A 16,449-nucleotide genomic window follows, 5' to 3' on the forward strand; every position below is an offset into this window, starting at 1 on the left:
CGAGGCGTGTCGTTGGCTTGTGTTTGCCGGGGGCGCACCCATCTCATCTGGCATGACTCCTCACGCCACGAAGGTCCTGCCTCTTGTTTGAACGCTCCCGCAAGGGTGAAAGTGCGCTGCTGATCCAGCCCCATGCCGGCGGTCCCGTCGATCCGGACCAGCTGGAGGAATTCACCGAGCTCGCCCGCTCGGCCGGGGCGACGGTGGTTGCCACCCTCAACGCCCGCATTGACCACCCCAACGCCTCGATCCTGATCGGCACCGGGAAGCTTGAGGAAGTGCAGGCCGCCGTGGCTGCCACCGAAGCCGACCTGGTGCTGGTCAACTATCCCCTGAGCCCGGTCCAGGAGCGCAACCTGGAGCGCATCCTGGGCTGCCGCGTGGTCGACCGTACCGGCTTGATCCTGGACATTTTCGCCCAGCGCGCCCGCAGTCACGAGGGCAAGCTGCAGGTCGAGCTTGCCCAGCTCAAGCACATGTCGACCCGGCTCATCCGCGGCTGGACCCATCTGGACAGCCTGCGCGGCGGTTCCATCGGCCTGCGTGGCCCGGGTGAGACCCAGTTGGAAACCGACCGCCGGCTGCTGCAGAAGCGCCTGGAGCAATTGCAGAAGCGGCTCGACAAGGTCGAGGTGCAGCGCACCCAGATGCGCCGCGCCCGGGTCCGCAACGAGCTGCCCAGGGTCGCCCTGGTCGGCTACACCAACGCCGGCAAGTCCACGCTGTTCAATGCCCTGACCGGCGCGGATGCCTACGCCGCCGACCAGCTGTTCGCCACGCTGGACCCGACGGTGCGCCGCATCGAGCTGTCCGGCCATGCGCTGGTGCTGGCCGACACCGTCGGTTTCGTGCGCGACCTGCCGCATGAGCTGGTCGCCGCGTTCCGCTCCACGCTGTCGGAAGCGCGCGAGGCCGACCTGCTGCTGCACCTCGTCGATGCCGCCGATCCGCTGCGCGACGAGCGCATTGCGCAGGTGGACGAGGTGCTCGCCGAGATCGGCGCCGGCGACATTCCGCAGTTGCTGGTCTACAACAAGATCGACCAGCTCGAGCAAGGGCGTCCGCGCATCGACCGCCCTGCCGACGGGCACCCGCGCGTCTGGGTGTCGGCCAAGGAGCGCCAGGGCCTGGACCTGCTGCCGGAGGTGATCGGCGAGATCCTCGACCTGCAGCGTGTCACCGGCGCGATCGAACTGCCCTCGCGTGCGGGCAAGCTGCATGCCAAGCTGCACGAGCTGGGCGCGGTGCGGGAGGAGGAATCCGTCGAAGACGGATGGCGGATGCAGGTGGAAATGTCCCTTGCCGACGCCGCGCGCCTCCACGACCAACCCGACGGCGACGTCCTTCACGCACTGCTGCCGCCGGTCGAGGCGGACCACGACATCCATTGACAGCGCTTGCTTGAGGCAGGCGTCCCTCCCACCTAGAATCATCGGCTGCCCGCGACAAAGGGGCGCTGTTCACCTTCCTTAGGAGCAGGCATGGCCTGGAATACCCCTGGCAGTGACAATTCCGGCAGCGGCCGTGGCCGCCCGCCGCGTCGCCGCCCCGGCGGCAATGGCATCGACGACGTGCTGGATCGACTGCGCGGCCTGTTCGGGGGCCAGGGCGGTGGCGGCGGTGGTGGCGTCGGCCGCTGGGTGCTGCTGGTGCTTGCCCTGTGGCTGGCCTTCAACAGCTTCCTGCTGGTGAACGAGCAGCAGCGCGCCGTGGTCCTGCGCTTCGGCCAGTTCGCCCGCATCCTGCAGCCCGGCCCGCATTTCAAGCTGCCGTGGCCGTTCGAGACGGCGATCAAGATCAACGCCACCGAGATCAAGACCTTCGGTACCAATGTGCCGGTCCTGACCAGCGACGAGAACATCGTCCAGGTCGAGATCAACGTGCAGTACCGCGTCAGCGATCCGCAGAAGTACGTGTTCGGCAGCCGTGACGCCAACGCCATGCTGCAGCAGGCAGCGCTGAGCACCGTGCGCGAGCAGGTCGGCCGCTCCACGCTGGATACCGTGCTGGGTGCGCGTAATGCCCTGGCCGTGTCGGCCCGCGAGCAGTTGCAGAACTCGCTGGACGCGTACCGCACCGGGCTGGTCGTAACCGAGCTCAACCTGCCCAACGCGCGACCGCCCGAAGAGGTCAAGCCGGCCTTCGACGACGTCAACAGCGCCCAGCAGGACAAGGACCGCCTGATCAGCGAGGCCGAGGCCTACGCCGCCCAGGTGGTGCCGGAGGCCCGAGGCCAGGCCGCCCGCGTGCGCACCGTCGCCGAGGGTTACCGCGACGCGTCCGTATCGCGCGCCGAGGGTGACGCCGACCGCTTCTCGCTGCTGGTGGACCAGTACAAGGACGCGCCGGAAGTCACCCGCAAGCGCCTGTGGCTGGAGACCGTGCAGGAAGTGCTGTCGGGCAACCGCAAGGTCGTCGGCGGCGATTCTCGCCAGCTGATCTACGTGCCGATGGACGGCGCGACGGATGGTTCGGCACGCTCGTCGGGCTCGACCAACACCTCCTCCGCGCCGCTGCTGACGCCCGAGATGCTGTCCCCGGACACCTCGACCATCGCACCGTCGCCCTCGCGCACTGAACGCACCCCACGGCCGGCTGGCCGTCCGGAGGTAAACCGATGAGACATTCCATTTGGATCGCCGTCGCCGTCGCGGTGCTGCTGGGCCTGATGGGCTCCACCTACGTGGTCCGTGAGGGCCAGGTCGGCATGGTGCTCAACCTGGGCCGAGTGGCCCGGACCGGCATTGGCCCGGGCCTGCACTTCAAGGTGCCGCTGGTGGAAACCGCGCTGGTGTTCGATCGCCGCCTGACGGTGTTCAACGCCGAGCCCGAGCGTTACCTGACCTCCGAGCGCAAGGACGTCAGCGTCGACTTCTTCACCGTCGGCATGATCGAGGACGTGCGCGCGTTCTACCGGGCGACCGGTGGTGACGAGAGCCTGGCCGTGGACCGCCTGGCGCCGATCATCAAGGACTCGCTGCGCAACGAGATCAACTCGCGGACGCTGAAGGAGCTGGTCTCCGGCGATCGCGCCGAGATCATCGACCGCCAGCTGGCGGCGATCAACAAGGGCGCCAGCACGGTCGGGGTGAAGATTATCGACCTGCGCCTCAAGCAGATCGACCTGCCGACCGACAGCCAGGTCATCCAGGACGTCTACCGGCGCATGCGCGCCCAGCGCCACCAGGTGGCCAGCCGCCTGCGCGCGGAGGGTGCCGAGCAGGCCCAGACGATCCGCGCCGGCGCCGACAAGCAGCAGGCGGTGATCGTGGCGGAGGCCGAGCGTGACGCCCAGCGCCTGCGCGGTCAGGGCGATGCGGAAGCCGCGGCGCTGTACGCCAAGGCGGCCAACAAGGATCCGGCGTTCTATGCCTTCCAGCGCAGCCTGGAGGCCTATCGCGAATCCTTCAGCGACGGCAAGGGCGTGATCATGCTGGAGCGCAACGACGACTTCCTGAAGTACTTCGGCAACGATCGTTGAGCCGTTGCAATCCGCACGGGAGCACGGCATGACCGTCGAGCTGCTGTCGGCGCTGTCGCTGGTCGCCGTGCTGGAAGGGCTGTTCCTGTTCGCCGCCCCCGGTCGGTGGCGGCGCACGATGGAGCAGCTGCGTCAGCTGGATGACCGCCAGCTGCGCCAGATCGGCGGCGTCGTGCTGGCGGTGGGCGTGGGTTCGCTGTGGCTGGTGCGGCTAATGTAAACGGTCGCGTTTCCGGGCTGGCCTAGACCGCCGAAAACCCGGATAATGCGCAAAAGCCGGAGGGGCGAAAACCTCCCGGCTTTTTCTATGCGCGGAACTCTCCGCCCGGGTCGGCGTGCGCTGGCCCTCAAATGCTTCAGGAGCTTATGCAATGGGTCAGTCAGTCGTCGTTCTCGGTGCCCAGTGGGGCGATGAAGGCAAGGGCAAGATCGTCGACCTGCTGACCGAGCAGATCGGTGCGGTCGTGCGCTTCCAGGGCGGCCACAACGCCGGCCACACCCTGGTCATCAACGGCAAGAAAACCGTCCTGCACCTGATCCCCTCGGGCATCCTGCGCGAAGGCGCGCTGTGCCTGATCGGCAACGGCGTGGTGTTGCACCCCGGCGCGCTGCAGAAGGAAATCGGCGAGCTGGAGGCCGAAGGCGTCGAGGTCCGCTCGCGGCTGAAGATCAGCCCGGCCACCCCACTGATCATGCCGTACCACATCGCCCTGGATCAGGCCCGCGAAAAGGCCGCCGGCGGCAAGGCCATCGGCACCACCGGCCGCGGCATCGGCCCGGCGTACGAGGACAAGGTCGCCCGTCGCGGCATCCGCGTGGCCGACCTGCATTACCCCGAGCAGCTTGCCGAACTGCTGCGCAGCGCGCTGGATTACCACAACTTCGTGCTGACCAGGTACTTCAACGTCGAGGCGATCGACTTCCAGAAAACCCTGGACGATGCGCTGGCCTTCGGCGACTACGTCGAGCCGATGAAGTCCGACGTCGCCGGCATCCTCCACGACCTGCGCAAGCAGGGCCAGCGCGTCCTGTTTGAAGGCGCGCAGGGCTCGCTGCTGGACATCGACCACGGCACCTACCCGTACGTCACCTCGTCCAACACCACCATCGGCGGCGCGCTGGCTGGCACCGGCGTTGGCGCCGGCGCGGTCGACTACGTGCTGGGCATCGCCAAGGCGTACGCCACCCGCGTGGGCAGCGGCCCGTTCCCGACCGAGCTGCACGACGACATCGGCCAGGCCCTGCGCGACAAGGGCCAGGAGTACGGCGCCACCACCGGCCGCCCGCGCCGCTGCGGCTGGATCGACATCGTCGCGCTCAAGCGCGCCGTCGCGATCAACGGCATCAACGGCCTGTGCATCACCAAGCTGGACGTGCTGGACGGCCTGGAGAAGCTGAAGGTCTGCATCGGCTACCAGTACCGCGGCAAGCAGACCGAGTACGCACCGCTGGACGCGCAGGGCTGGGACGAGTGCGAGCCGGTGTACCTGGAGCTGCCGGGCTGGCAGGAAAGCACCCACGGCGTCACCGAGTGGGACAAGCTGCCGCCGGCCGCACGCGCCTACCTGCGTTCGCTGGAGGAACTGGCCGGCTGCCCGCTGGCGATTGTCTCCACCGGCCCGGACCGCGACCACACGATGATCCTGCAGGATCCGTGGGCGTAGTCGCCGGGTTGTATTGAGTGAAAAAAAGCCCCGCGGATGCGGGGCTTTTTTGTGAGGTTACCGGTTGGCCGGCCTGTCAATCAGTGGGGACGTTACACAGTTGCCACTGTGTCACGCCCTTGAACGCCGGAACCAGAAGAACTTCCTGCGATCCGTCGGAGTTCTCGCGCAGACAGAAGTATTGGCCATACATACGGCCCAGAGTGCGATCGCCCCGGCGCGATGGATTCGGTATTCCGGCATTGATTGATAGGCCATATCGCTCGCCTGGCCGAAGTTGCTCAGAAATTTGCTGCTGTGAGTCATTGGCTGGCCGGTATCCGTATGGGATGCAATCATCCGGATGTAGCCTCGTTTCCGGTTCCAGTGGAGTGATCCAACTCCATATCCGTTCCCATTTAGAATCCACGAACTTGCTAACGGAAATTGCAGCGATCGTTGGAGGTGTTTTCCGTGCTTCCTTGCTATCGGCGACGGAGAAGCACAGGCGGGAGTCTACAATACGGATCGTTGCGTCCTGATACATGCCGGCTGGCTGAGTGCAACCGCCAACGCCGGGAGCAAGCAGTAGCGGTAGGAAGACAGCTCCGATTCTCATTTGGTTACCTGCGGTAGGTTGTTCGAATCATCCGGTGTTATAAGGAAGTCACGCAATGTGCCTTCATAGAGTGCAAGAAGGTTGGCTCTATGGCGATACTTGGACTCATACAGGTCGTCATTGTTTTGCCGAAATCTGAGGAGGTAATAATCCGCAATTATATTTCCCTGTGCTTCCATGTTGTAGTCGTAAAGGCGCTTAGTGCTGTCGAGCGTATACTCATACGTCATGTTGGGACGAGGACCTCGAACGCGCTTGATCGGGTAGCCAAGCTGATACTGCCAAACGTGTGTCATTTCATGTACGAGAAGTCGCTGTTCCCGATCCAATTCGAGCGAAAAGTCTATTGAGAACAGCTTGCCCGGTAGGTAAATATCACCGTTCGGTGCAGTCGCCGTATTATCTGGTTGAAAGCCGAAGAGCAGCCAGTATCCATGGTTGTGAAGCTTGACCGACTTGTAGTCCACGGAATTTCCAAATACTTGCCGCAGCATCGCAACCTCGCCGCTGGTCAGACCACGGTCTTCCGCTTTGGCTGCGGCCTCATGCACGGATGATCCAACGGCGGTCGCGTTGGTGCGCGCGCCGGCCATTGCCACTTCAACGGTTTGCGACGGAAGGCCCAGAGCGCCGCAGCAGCCAGAGGCCTGTGTTGGGGCGACCAGCTCCGCTTTCGTGATGCCGAGCGGGGCCGACGTCGTCACGCGGCGGGTTCGGCCGTCCTCATCGGTGACGCCGTCGACCTTGCTCCCGTCTTCCAGCTGCAGCACATAACCGATATTGGAAAGCGCCGAACCGGTTGGGCCGACGAACCGGATCTGCTCATCGAATGCACTGTCGCTAATCGTGAGGGCTGCAGGAGTCGGTCCGCCATTATGGTTCGCCTTCGCAGAATTCGCGTGGGCTGCTGCGTCCGGCGCGACGGCTGTGGTCGCTGATCCAGCCCCATCGTCCAGGAACACCCGCATCTGCTTCACCGCCAGCACCTTGCAGCCACACGCAATCGAGCTTCCGTGCAGGGCCACCGCCTGGCCGTCGATGATGGTTGTCGGGTCCCCATCGACGATTGGGAACGTGCCCTTGTGGGTGGGGCAAGTCGCCATGTCGTTGATTCGCGCGACAGGCTTGCCGTCGATGTCGGTGAAGGGTGATCCGCTGATCACGGTGCCGCCGCTCGAAGTGGCGTCACCAAGCACAATCCACATCCTTGTCATGTTTTCTCCTTGTCCTTGATGGGACATCGCGGATTCTACGTCCCCTAGTGATTCGGCGCTGCTTCGCTTGCTTCGGCGTGCGCGAGTTTCATGCATCTCGAACCGGCAGGTTGGGATTCCGTTTGCCTGCTGCCGGCGCGTGAGCGGGCTCGGCGGTAACGGCGTTGTTCAGTTACAGCGCCCATCAAGAGCCTGCATTCACGCCCGACGCTTTAGGTTGCTGCACAGCACCCCTAACGAGTCCGGCATTCCATGACCCAGTCCCTGCAATCCAAGACCCTCGCCCGCGCCCTGATGGTCGCGCTGCTGCCCGTCGCGATGTCAGCGGCCTGCAGCCAGACCCCGACGCCCACGGCCGAGTCCACTGCCGCCGCGAGCTCCGATGCCGCGCCCGCCCAGGATCCGGCCAGCACCGGCGTTGCCGGCGATGTCGACATGACCGGCGTCCAGGACGCGGATCGGGCCAACCCCGATCCGGTCGCACCGATCGCACCGGACGATCGGGTGCCACCGCCGGATGACGAGAAATCCTCCGAGAAACTGCCCGCTGAGAAGAACGCCGAGCCCGAGCCGCTTCCCCCGGTGACGGCCGCGCCCGCCGACGCGGAGCTGGCCAAGGACAGCCCGCTGCGCGCCCAGGTGTTGCTGGAGCGCGCGTTCTTCTCCCCCGGCGAGATCGATGGCGCCGTGGGCAGCAACATGGGCCGCGCGGTGGATGCCTTCCAGCGCGCGCATGACATCAAGCCGACCGGCACGATGGATGCCGCCACCTGGGAGGCGCTGGACAAGGACGACGCGCCCGTCCTGATCGAATACACGCTCACCGCCGAGGACGTCGCCGGCCCGTTTGCCCCGACCCCGACCGGCCACGCCGCCATGGCCAAGGTGGACGCACTTCCGTACGAGTCGGTGGAGGAGAAGGTCGCCGAGCAGTTCCACTCCAGCCCGGCCCTGCTGGCCAAGCTCAACCCCGGCGTGAAGCTGGCCTCCGGCAAGACCATTACCGTGCCCAACATCCAGGCCGCGACACGACTGCCGACGCCGGCCAAGGTGGTGATCGACAAGTCCGACTCCGCCCTGCTGCTGATGGACGAGTCGGGCAAGGTGATCGGGCATTACCCGGTGACCACCGGCAGCGCGCAGTTCCCGTTGCCGATCGGCGACTGGAAGATCAATGGCGTCGCCCGCGACCCGGTGTGGTACTTCGACCCGGAGCTGATCGCCGGTACCAAGGCGTCCGACAAGAAAGCCGAGATCCCGCCGGGCCCCAACAACCCGGTCGGCACCACCTGGATTGACCTGAGCAAAGAGCACTACGGCATCCACGGCACGCCCAAGCCGGCCAAGATCGGCAAGACCGAATCCAATGGCTGCATCCGCATGACCAACTGGAGCGTCGCCGCCCTGGCCGATGTGGTGAAGCCCGGCGTGCCGGTGACGATGCGCGAGTAGTCGGCGGGGTCAATGCGACCCGCTTTGATGGGTCTCGACAGGGCCGCCTTCTGGCGGCCTTGTTGTGTGTGGTCGGCGGGGAACAGGGGAAAGCAGGGCGGGACCGACGGCAGGCGGATGAGCGCCAGGCAGCGGGTCGGGAGCGGCAGTTGCGGCGGATGAAGCGGCGCCGTCGCGGGTTTGACCGGCGTGTGCGGCGGAACACGCCGTAGCGCTGCCGCAAAAAGTCGCGTCGTTGCCGTGGGATGCGTGGGCGGTCCCGCGCAAAATGGCGCGATTGCCCCTTCAAGCGTCGCGTCTGCCGCCGAGAGTGGCGTTGATGCCCTTGCCCGGGCCTCGACTGCCGCGCCAACCGGCACGAGCGCCACCGGGAGTGACAACGATGGCGAAATTTTCGGCATCCATGCCGTTTTTTCCGGCGCACAAAAAAGGCCGCCCGCAGGCGGCCTTCCTTCGCAGCGTCGCGTTACGCCATTTCGGGCTTCTCCTCGCTTGAGCGGCTGCTCTTGGCGAAGCGCGCACCGAGCTCCTTGCGCAGCCCTTCCAGCCCCTGATTGCGGCCGGCGACCTTGAGCAGGGCGTAACCGTCCAGCGCGCAGCGCATGATGTCGCTGCCCAGCGCGATCTCGCTGTCGGCACCGCGCTCGGCCAGACGCTGCAGGCGCTGCATGCGCGGACGCAGCCGGTCCAGCGCGGCCAGATCCTCCAACGCCTCCGCCAGCTTCACGCTCGGCGGCACGACCTGCGGGTTCTGGCTGAGCACGTTCAAGGTCTGCCGGCAGAATTTCTCGGACTTGTCGCCCATGCGCGCCAGCTTGCGGCGCTGGCCGGAGTTCATCGCCACTAAGGCGACCAACTGCGTCTCCAGCTCGGTCAAGGCCTGGTCCACGGCGTCCAGCTGGGCGTCGGACAGGGTGAGGTTGATCAGGTTCTGGCTCATTGCAACTCCTTTGCATTCGAGATGAGGCGCCGGGGCCGGCACGCCATGCGCGCCTGCAAGCCCACCAACACCGCCCCGCCGCATTCCCTGTGGCGTGAGTCGTGCGTGCCGGCGAGGCCGGCGGCTGGGGTGTGGGAAGTGTGCCGGATGCGGCGGCGGCTGCGGGTATGCGCGTCTTAGGACTTGTCCGCTTCCAAAGCCCCGGCTTTCTCTACGCGTCGTGTAGGAGATGGATCCCGCTCGGCATCCCGGGCGTCTTAGTGCGTGAGACACCGAAGCGGCATACTCGCGTTTGTATCGTTTATTGGTCTCGGGGGGGATCCATGGTCGACTTTGCGGTGCAAGACCCATTTTGCGTAGAGAGCGTAGAGGGTTTCGGGCCCGGCAGCGCGCCGCGCGATTATGACCACGATCGGGTTACTAACGACGATCTCCTGTTGCTCGGGATCGGCGCGGGCGAATCGGCTTCAGATCATCGTTGGGTGAGTGACTCCGGATTCCCCAACCTGGTGACTGAGCTGGATGCTCCGCCGACGGCGACCGGACGCTTGTCAAGAGAGAGTCACGAACCGGCCGCGGAAGAGCCAAGTGCGGTCCCAGAACCTATCGCGCACCCGACGTTGGATTTTTTTGTTGACGTGCCGAACACCGAACTCGAGCTTCCGCTCGACGAGGATGTAGACGAATTCGCGGGGGGCTGGTCGACCAGGGAAGAGTCGGAGGTTCCGTGGCACCTTGAAGTGCCCGAGCCTGATGACGTACACAGCTCTGGCGGAGCTGTTGAGTTCCCCGGTGGCGTGCTGGGTTCTGAGCGCGCAATCCAGCTCGCGATGGCTTTCTTGCAGACCGAAGATCTCGTGAGCGTTCGGAATCTCGATCTGCTCACCGACATCATCCTTGAGCGCGGCTGGTCGGGTGTCCAGACCCAAGTCAGAGCCCTGGTGCGTGCCGGCTACTCGGTGGAGCAGATCCACCTGATGTTTCAGATCACCGTTGTTTGGCTGCATTGTGTCCAAAGCGACATCCTCGCTCCCGACGGCTGGCATGGCGGTCACCGCCTGACGTGGCTGCAGGCTGCTCGCTTGCTGGACGTCATGGGGTATGACGCGACGATCGAGGAGATCGCAGACTTTCTGAGCGCGGAGCAGGATGTCTGGAGTCAGCTGCGCCGACGCTCCGGTGAGCTGGCAACGTTCCGCGATTACCTTTTCCGGTATCGCCTCTCGACGCACACCGAAGTCGACGATGGCATCTGGCAGTCCAACCTTGATCCTACCGACGAGCGATCCTTCGACGGCACACGCCACTGTCTTTACTCGTCCGACTGGTGGGATGAGCCGACCGGAAATATCGAGCCCGAACTCCCAGCACTTTTGCGCTCCGGCTACGACCTGAGCCACATCACCGAGAAGCTGGGGCTGGATTTCGGAGTCCAAATTTGATGGGCGAGTACCTGATCCCGGCCAACGGGGCGTGGGTTGTTGCCAAAGCAACGTCGGAGAAAACTCCGGGTGTCGTGATGGCGAGTCACAGTTCGGAACGCGGCGTTTCGCTCACTGTGAACTGGTTGGGGAAGAGTCAGCGCGATGTGGTTCCCCTGCGGGACTTGGAGTGCGGTTTTAAACCCGGCTATGAAGTGCTTCACGTGCCCGCGTCATCGTTTGAAACGTCGCTCGGCTACGGGGTAGTGCACTCGATCAGGCAGCTTGGGGGGCGTACCCAGGTGCTCGTCGATTTCCACGAGGATGGCGCGCGGATCTGGGTCCCCTGGGAGCGCCTGCGCTTCATCAAGGGCGCCCGCTTTCGTTTCCGCACCGGCGACCAAGGTGGTCCCGACGCCGCCGAGCGGCTTCGCCTGCGAAATCTTGCGCACGCGCTGGTGCTCTGGAATGAGAACACCGGATCGCTGTCGCACTTCGATATTGATCCGCTACCGCATCAGATCCATCTGGTTCATCACATCCTCAGTTCGGGCAACCTCAACTGGCTGATCGCCGATGATGTGGGATTGGGAAAGACGATCGAAGCCGGGCTGTTGATTGCGGCGCTGCGTCAACGCAACGTGGCACGACGTGTGCTGCTGGTGGTCCCGGCTGGGTTGACTCGCCAGTGGCAGGAGGATCTGAAGTACAAGTTCGGCCTGGATGATTTCCTTATCTACGGCAGCGATTTCAACATCAGCGACACCACCCATTGGAAGCTCTACGACCGGGTAATCGCGTCGTTGGACAAGGTCAAAGTTGACGATCATCTCGCGCGCCTCAAGGAGGCAGAGCCTTGGGACCTGATCATCTTTGACGAAGCGCACCGACTCACTCGCCGCCAGTACGGCATGAAGTACCAGAAGAGCGACCGGTTTGAGTTGGCGGAAGCGCTGCGTCAACGCACGCGCAACGTGCTGATGCTTACCGCGACACCTCACCAAGGCAATCAAAGCCAGTTCCAGGCGTTGTTGGAGCTGTTGCGACCGGAGCTGAAAGCGCAGTTCTCATTGCTGGGAATCGACTCAAGCGTGTTGTCGAAAATGGTGTTCCGCAATCGCAAGTCCGACGTCACCGACATCGACGGAAATTTCGTGTTCCATGGCCAGACCTCCCGTATGGTGCAGGTGGACTCCAGCCCTGAGCTGGTAGAACTAGAAGCCCAGTTACGGTCGTATCTGAAGCTGGGATACAGCGCGGCGGAGCACTTGGGGAAAGGGCGCGGCGGGGCGATCGGTTTTGTCATGACCGTCTACCGGAAGCTCGCTGCCTCATCGATCCGGACATTGCAGCTTGCCTTGATGCGCCGTCTGGTCAGACTGACATCCCAAGCCGCGCTGGCAGCCACCCTTGATGACGGCTTCATGGAGGAGCGCTATTCCGGTGAGTACGAGGAAACCAAAGTGGCAGCGCAGGAGACGCGCGAAGAGTTCTTCGTGGGCGAAACCGAGCGCCTCAAAACCTTGATCGAGGTATGTCGCGCTGCTGGCGAGGACGATCAGAAGATGCAGGCCTTCCTCGAACGCGTGATTGCGCCGATCACCCGCGAGAACCCTGACGAGCGCGTGCTGATCTTCACCGAGTACCGGGGCACCCAGGACTACATCGTCGAGCAGCTCCAGCAGCAATACGGCGCCAGCAAGGTCGATGTCATCAATGGTGGGATGAACGTCGAGGAGCGTCGCGCCGCGATTGCCCGCTTTGAGGGTGATGGGCAGTTCCTCGTGTCCACCGAGGCCGGTGGCGAGGGACTCAACCTGCATCGCCGCTGCCATTTGCTGGTCAACTACGACCTGCCGTGGAACCCCATGCGTCTCGCCCAGCGCATCGGCCGGCTGTACCGCTATGGGCAGGAGCACCACGTGGTGGCGTTCAACCTGCAGGGCGTGAACTCGGCCGATGACCTGGTGGTCAGCAATATGTACGCGCGTCTGGATCAGGTCGCCGCGGACATGGCCGGGGTGGATCAAACCTCGTCGGAAAATCTGGTCAGCGATATCGTCGGTGAGTTGGCGAGCCTGCTGGACGTCGAGGAAATTCTCGAACAGGCGAGCAGGGCCGGTGTGCAACGCACCCAGGAGAACATCGAAGACGCCATGCGCCGCGCACGCGAGACCTCCGAGTTGCAGCGCAAGCTGTTCCAGCACGCGGTGAGCTACGACGCCGATGAGATGCGCTCGGGCTTCCGGGTAGGCGCGTTGCACCTGCAGGCGTTTGTGCTCGGGATGGTCCGCCTGCTGGGCGGCAACGTGGGCGAGAGTCGGCGCTTCCCCGGTGCCGCATGGCTGTTGGACGTACCAGCGGCTGCCGGACTTCCCCGACTGGGCCGGGACGGCCGCATCACCTTTGACCGCGAATTGCGTGCCGAAAGCACGCCGGTCGAGTTGCTCGACCTGGACCATCCCTTCGTCGCTGCACTTATGGAGCGTGCGCGCAGCTATGATTTCCAGGGCTTGACCGCTGCGGCGGAATTGCCCGGCTTCAGCCATGTGGTAACCGCGATGCTGCGCTGGCAGGACGAGCGCGGCCTACGCCTCCGCCAGGAGTTCCATGCCATCGCGGTAGACCGCCAAGGCGCGCTGCACGCCAATCCCCAACAGGTCGCCGATTGGCTTCTGACACCCATACACACTGTCCCGTGCGAGATCGATCGCGCGGTCACCAACGGGATACACACCGGCGTTGAGTCCTTTATCGACGCCCAATTGGCCCGCAGGTCCAACGCCAACCTGCATCCCGAAAACAGAGAGTGGCTCAGCGCCGCCTGGTGCAGCGAACCCACGCTGCCAACCGTCTAAACCCGAGGAACGACATGATTACCGGTAGCATCAAATCCCAGGTCGACAGCATCTGGAACGCCTTCTGGAGCGGCGGCATCTCCAATCCGATGGAGGTCATCGAGCAGATGACCTACCTGCTTTTCATCAAGCGTCTGGATGAGCTGCACACCGTCAAAGAGAAGAAGGCCAACCGCCTCAACCGCCCGATCGAGAACCCGATCTTCGGTGCGGACCAGCAACACCTGCGCTGGTCGGTATTCCGCCAGTTGGGCGACCCCGAGGCGCTGTATCGCACGGTCGCTGAAGAGGTTTTCCCCTTCATCAAGACGCTCGGTGGCGGCGCGGAGGATTCCACCTACGCCACCCACATGAAGGATGCGCGCTTCACCATTCCCACGCCGGCGCTGCTGGCCAAAGTGGTGGACATGCTGGACGCGATCCCCATGGACGACCGCGACACCAAGGGCGACCTGTACGAGTACATGCTTGGCAAGATTGCCAGCGCCGGGCAGAACGGGCAGTTCCGCACCCCGCGCCACATCATCAAGCTGATGGTCGAGATGATGGCGCCCAAGCCGTCCGACACCATCTGCGACCCGGCCTGCGGCACGGCGGGCTTCCTGGTGGCGGCCAGCGAGTATCTCAACGCGCACCATGGGCACGAGATCTACGCCAGTCCCGAGGCCGCACGACGCTTCAACCGCGACACCTTCCACGGCTTCGACTTCGACAGCACCATGCTGCGGGTCGGCTCGATGAACATGCTGCTGCACGGCGTTGAGAACCCAGCCATCGAGAACCGGGACAGTCTCAGCGAGGGGCATTCCGGCGTGGCCGGGCAGTTCAGCCTGATCCTGGCCAACCCACCGTTTGCGGGATCGCTGGACTACGAGAGCACTGCAAAGGACCTGCAGGCGATCGTCAAAACCAAAAAGACCGAGCTGCTGTTCCTCGCCCTGTTCCTGCGCCTGCTCAAGCCCGGCGGCCGCGCGGCGGTGATCGTGCCAGACGGTGTGCTGTTCGGCTCCAGTAAGGCCCACAAGACCCTGCGCCGGATGCTGGTGGAAGAGCAGAAGCTCGACGGCATCGTGTCCATGCCGTCGGGCGTGTTCCGCCCGTATGCCGGTGTGTCCACCGCGATCCTGCTGTTCACCAAGACCGACTCCGGCGGTACGGACGACGTCTGGTTCTACGACATGCAGGCGGACGGCTTCTCGCTGGATGACAAGCGCAACGCACTGGATGCGGAGAAGCACGAGGCCAACAACCTACCGGACATTCTTGAGCGATGGTGCAACCGTGCGGGGGAGTCGGGCAGGGCGCGGACTGAACAGAGCTTTTTGGTGCCGAAGGCGGAGATCGCCGGCAACGACTACGACCTGTCGATCAACCGCTACAAGGAGGTCGTGCACGAGCACGTGGAGTACGACCCGCCGCTGAAGATTCTGGCCGAGCTGAAGGAGCTGGAGGCGGAGATCATGCGGGGGATGGAGGAGCTGGAGGGGATGCTGTCGTGAGTTGGCGGTCAGTAGCTCTTGGCGAGCTTTGTGATCTTGAGATTGGCAAAACTCCATCTCGCGCCGAACCAGAATTTTGGCGTGGTGGAACACTGCCTTGGCTGTCGATTGCCGACATGAATCAAGGTCGCAACCTGCAATTTACCAAAGAATGCGTGACAGATGCAGGCGCGCGGGCCGCTAGAATGAAGATCGTTAAGCCGGGAACCCTCCTTCTTAGTTACAAGCTCAGTATCGGGAAGGTGGGGGTGGCACGGATTCCAATGTACACGAACGAGGCAATTGCAGCCTTGTCAAACCTTAGCAGCGAGGTTGACCCCGACTTTATGTATTGGGCGCTTCAACACGTGGACCTTCTGCAAGGTGCGGATCGTGCCGCGATGGGTGCAACCCTAAATAAGGCAAAGCTGACCGCGATCAAGTTCCCAGTCCCACCGCTCACCGAGCAGCGCCGCATCGCGGCGATCCTGGACAAGGCCGACGCGCTGCGCGCCAAGCGCCGCGAAGCCATCGCCAAGCTCGACCAGCTGCTGCAGTCCGTGTTTATCGACATGTTCGGCGAGCCCACATCGAATCCCAAGCGTTGGCCCATGGTTGCCTTAGCAGACTTGGGGGATATTCACACAGGAAAGACGCCGCCAACAGCAGTGACCGGAGTATTCGATGGAGATGTTCCATTTGTAACGCCTGGCGATCTTTCACGTCCGATGTTTCGTGCTGAGCGAACAATAACCGAACTAGGCGCTACCTACACTAAGGTTGTGCGGGCTGGATCGGCATTGGTAGGGTGTATTGGAAGCATCGGAAAGATTGCCAAAGCCCCGGTTCCATGTAGTTTTAATCAACAAATAAACGCGGTTGATTGGAATTACGATTTGGTCGACGATGACTTCGGAGTGGCCGCGCTAGTCTGTCGCACGCCGCAAATGCTGGCGTTGTCGTCCGCGACCACCGTTCCTATTCTTAACAAGTCCGCATTTAGTAGAGTCACTATTCCCATCCCCCCTATCGCTCTCCAGAAGCGATTCTCCAGAAAAGTTGCTGCGGTTGAGTCTAGCAGCGCATGCCATAGAGAACAGTTGAGGCGCATTGATTATCTCTTCGCCTCTTTGGAGAATGAGCTGTTCGAAAATAGGGTGCAATGATGCGCGGTGAGTTTATCGGGGTATGGTCCGAAATATGGCACGACATCTGGGGGCCGCTCATTAATCGGGAGGGCGTCCCGGAAGACATCTTTTGCGAACTCTATCGTGAGCTGTGTAACGCCCTCCGCGAGCGGCCTAGAATTGAGTTGCTGGCGGACATTATTGATGATCCCGTCC

General features: G+C 63.5%; 12 protein-coding genes. 10 read left to right on the forward strand and 2 right to left on the reverse strand.

Annotated elements, in window-relative coordinates:
• Positions 1 to 83: 83 nt before the first annotated feature.
• The 5 genes from hflX to INQ41_RS04070 all read left to right on the forward strand — a co-directional run bounded on the left by hflX (position 84) and on the right by INQ41_RS04070 (position 5,145).
• Positions 84 to 1,391 carry a ribosome rescue GTPase HflX gene (gene hflX, locus INQ41_RS04050; protein WP_193986446.1) on the forward strand — a complete coding sequence of 436 codons (1,308 nt, stop codon included), beginning with the start codon at positions 84 to 86 and terminating at the stop codon, positions 1,389 to 1,391.
• 90 nt (positions 1,392 to 1,481) lie between these two features.
• Complete coding sequence (gene hflK, locus INQ41_RS04055) at positions 1,482 to 2,621, forward strand: FtsH protease activity modulator HflK (RefSeq protein WP_193986447.1); 1,140 nt, start codon at positions 1,482 to 1,484, stop codon at positions 2,619 to 2,621.
• Positions 2,618 to 3,481 (forward strand): protease modulator HflC, encoded by an 864-nt coding sequence (hflC, locus tag INQ41_RS04060; protein WP_193986448.1) that lies wholly within the window; start codon positions 2,618 to 2,620, stop codon positions 3,479 to 3,481. Before hflK ends, hflC begins: the two co-directional genes overlap by 4 nt.
• Before the next feature lie 28 nt (positions 3,482 to 3,509).
• Complete coding sequence (locus INQ41_RS04065; protein WP_193986449.1) at positions 3,510 to 3,701, forward strand: DUF2065 domain-containing protein; 192 nt, start codon at positions 3,510 to 3,512, stop codon at positions 3,699 to 3,701.
• 151 nt (positions 3,702 to 3,852) lie between these two features.
• On the forward strand, positions 3,853 to 5,145 hold the full coding sequence (locus tag INQ41_RS04070; protein WP_193986450.1) for an adenylosuccinate synthase: 1,293 nt from the start codon (positions 3,853 to 3,855) through the stop codon (positions 5,143 to 5,145).
• A 594-nt stretch (positions 5,146 to 5,739) separates the two neighbouring features.
• On the opposite strand, the gene INQ41_RS04075 is transcribed toward INQ41_RS04070, so the two are convergent.
• Complete coding sequence (locus INQ41_RS04075) at positions 5,740 to 6,984, reverse strand: PAAR domain-containing protein (protein WP_228076698.1); 1,245 nt, start codon at positions 6,982 to 6,984, stop codon at positions 5,740 to 5,742.
• A gap of 513 nt (positions 6,985 to 7,497) precedes the next feature.
• On the opposite strand from INQ41_RS04075, the gene INQ41_RS04080 reads away from it, so the two are divergent.
• The gene (locus INQ41_RS04080) at positions 7,498 to 8,409 is read left to right on the forward strand and encodes a L,D-transpeptidase family protein (protein ID WP_407074263.1); all 912 of its coding nucleotides are present in this window, start codon (positions 7,498 to 7,500) and stop codon (positions 8,407 to 8,409) included.
• Between the two features lie 466 nt (positions 8,410 to 8,875).
• Here the strand turns inward: INQ41_RS04080 and INQ41_RS04085 are convergent, their stop codons facing one another.
• Positions 8,876 to 9,349: a hypothetical protein gene (locus tag INQ41_RS04085; RefSeq protein ID WP_193986452.1), complete on the reverse strand. Its 474-nt coding sequence runs from the start codon at positions 9,347 to 9,349 to the stop codon at positions 8,876 to 8,878.
• Positions 9,350 to 9,672: 323 nt separating this feature from the next.
• Here INQ41_RS04085 and INQ41_RS04090 point away from each other — a divergent pair, with 323 nt between their 5' ends.
• From INQ41_RS04090 to INQ41_RS04105, 4 genes are read left to right on the forward strand one after another with little or no spacing between them, the layout of a single operon-like run.
• Positions 9,673 to 10,791, forward strand: coding sequence for a hypothetical protein (locus INQ41_RS04090; RefSeq protein ID WP_193986453.1), 1,119 nt, complete (start codon positions 9,673 to 9,675; stop codon positions 10,789 to 10,791).
• Complete coding sequence (locus INQ41_RS04095) at positions 10,791 to 13,628, forward strand: helicase-related protein (protein ID WP_193986454.1); 2,838 nt, start codon at positions 10,791 to 10,793, stop codon at positions 13,626 to 13,628. Before INQ41_RS04090 ends, INQ41_RS04095 begins: the two co-directional genes overlap by 1 nt.
• Positions 13,629 to 13,642: 14 nt before the next feature.
• Positions 13,643 to 15,127, forward strand: coding sequence for a type I restriction-modification system subunit M (locus tag INQ41_RS04100; protein ID WP_193986456.1), 1,485 nt, complete (start codon positions 13,643 to 13,645; stop codon positions 15,125 to 15,127).
• Positions 15,124 to 16,272 (forward strand): restriction endonuclease subunit S, encoded by a 1,149-nt coding sequence (locus tag INQ41_RS04105; protein ID WP_193986458.1) that lies wholly within the window; start codon positions 15,124 to 15,126, stop codon positions 16,270 to 16,272. The genes INQ41_RS04100 and INQ41_RS04105 overlap by 4 nt, the downstream gene beginning before the upstream one ends.
• The last annotated feature ends 177 nt before the right edge of the window (positions 16,273 to 16,449 follow it).

This window comes from Lysobacter ciconiae (assembly GCF_015209725.1).
GTDB classification, from domain to species: Bacteria; Pseudomonadota; Gammaproteobacteria; order Xanthomonadales; family Xanthomonadaceae; genus Novilysobacter; species Novilysobacter ciconiae.

Bases quoted from the DNA above. Each gene is read 5' to 3' on its own strand.
- hflC (WP_193986448.1), top strand. From the start codon at position 2,618: ATGAGACATTCCATTTGGATCGCCGTCGCCGTCGCGGTGCTGCTGGGC.
- hflK (WP_193986447.1), top strand. From the start codon at position 1,482: ATGGCCTGGAATACCCCTGGCAGTGACAATTCCGGCAGCGGCCGTGGC.
- INQ41_RS04065 (WP_193986449.1), top strand. From the start codon at position 3,510: ATGACCGTCGAGCTGCTGTCGGCGCTGTCGCTGGTCGCCGTGCTGGAA.
- INQ41_RS04095 (WP_193986454.1), top strand. From the start codon at position 10,791: ATGGGCGAGTACCTGATCCCGGCCAACGGGGCGTGGGTTGTTGCCAAA.
- INQ41_RS04100 (WP_193986456.1), top strand. From the start codon at position 13,643: ATGATTACCGGTAGCATCAAATCCCAGGTCGACAGCATCTGGAACGCC.
- INQ41_RS04070 (WP_193986450.1), top strand. From the start codon at position 3,853: ATGGGTCAGTCAGTCGTCGTTCTCGGTGCCCAGTGGGGCGATGAAGGC.
- INQ41_RS04090 (WP_193986453.1), top strand. From the start codon at position 9,673: ATGGTCGACTTTGCGGTGCAAGACCCATTTTGCGTAGAGAGCGTAGAG.
- INQ41_RS04075 (WP_228076698.1), bottom strand. From the start codon at position 6,984: ATGTCCCATCAAGGACAAGGAGAAAACATGACAAGGATGTGGATTGTG.
- INQ41_RS04085 (WP_193986452.1), bottom strand. From the start codon at position 9,349: ATGAGCCAGAACCTGATCAACCTCACCCTGTCCGACGCCCAGCTGGAC.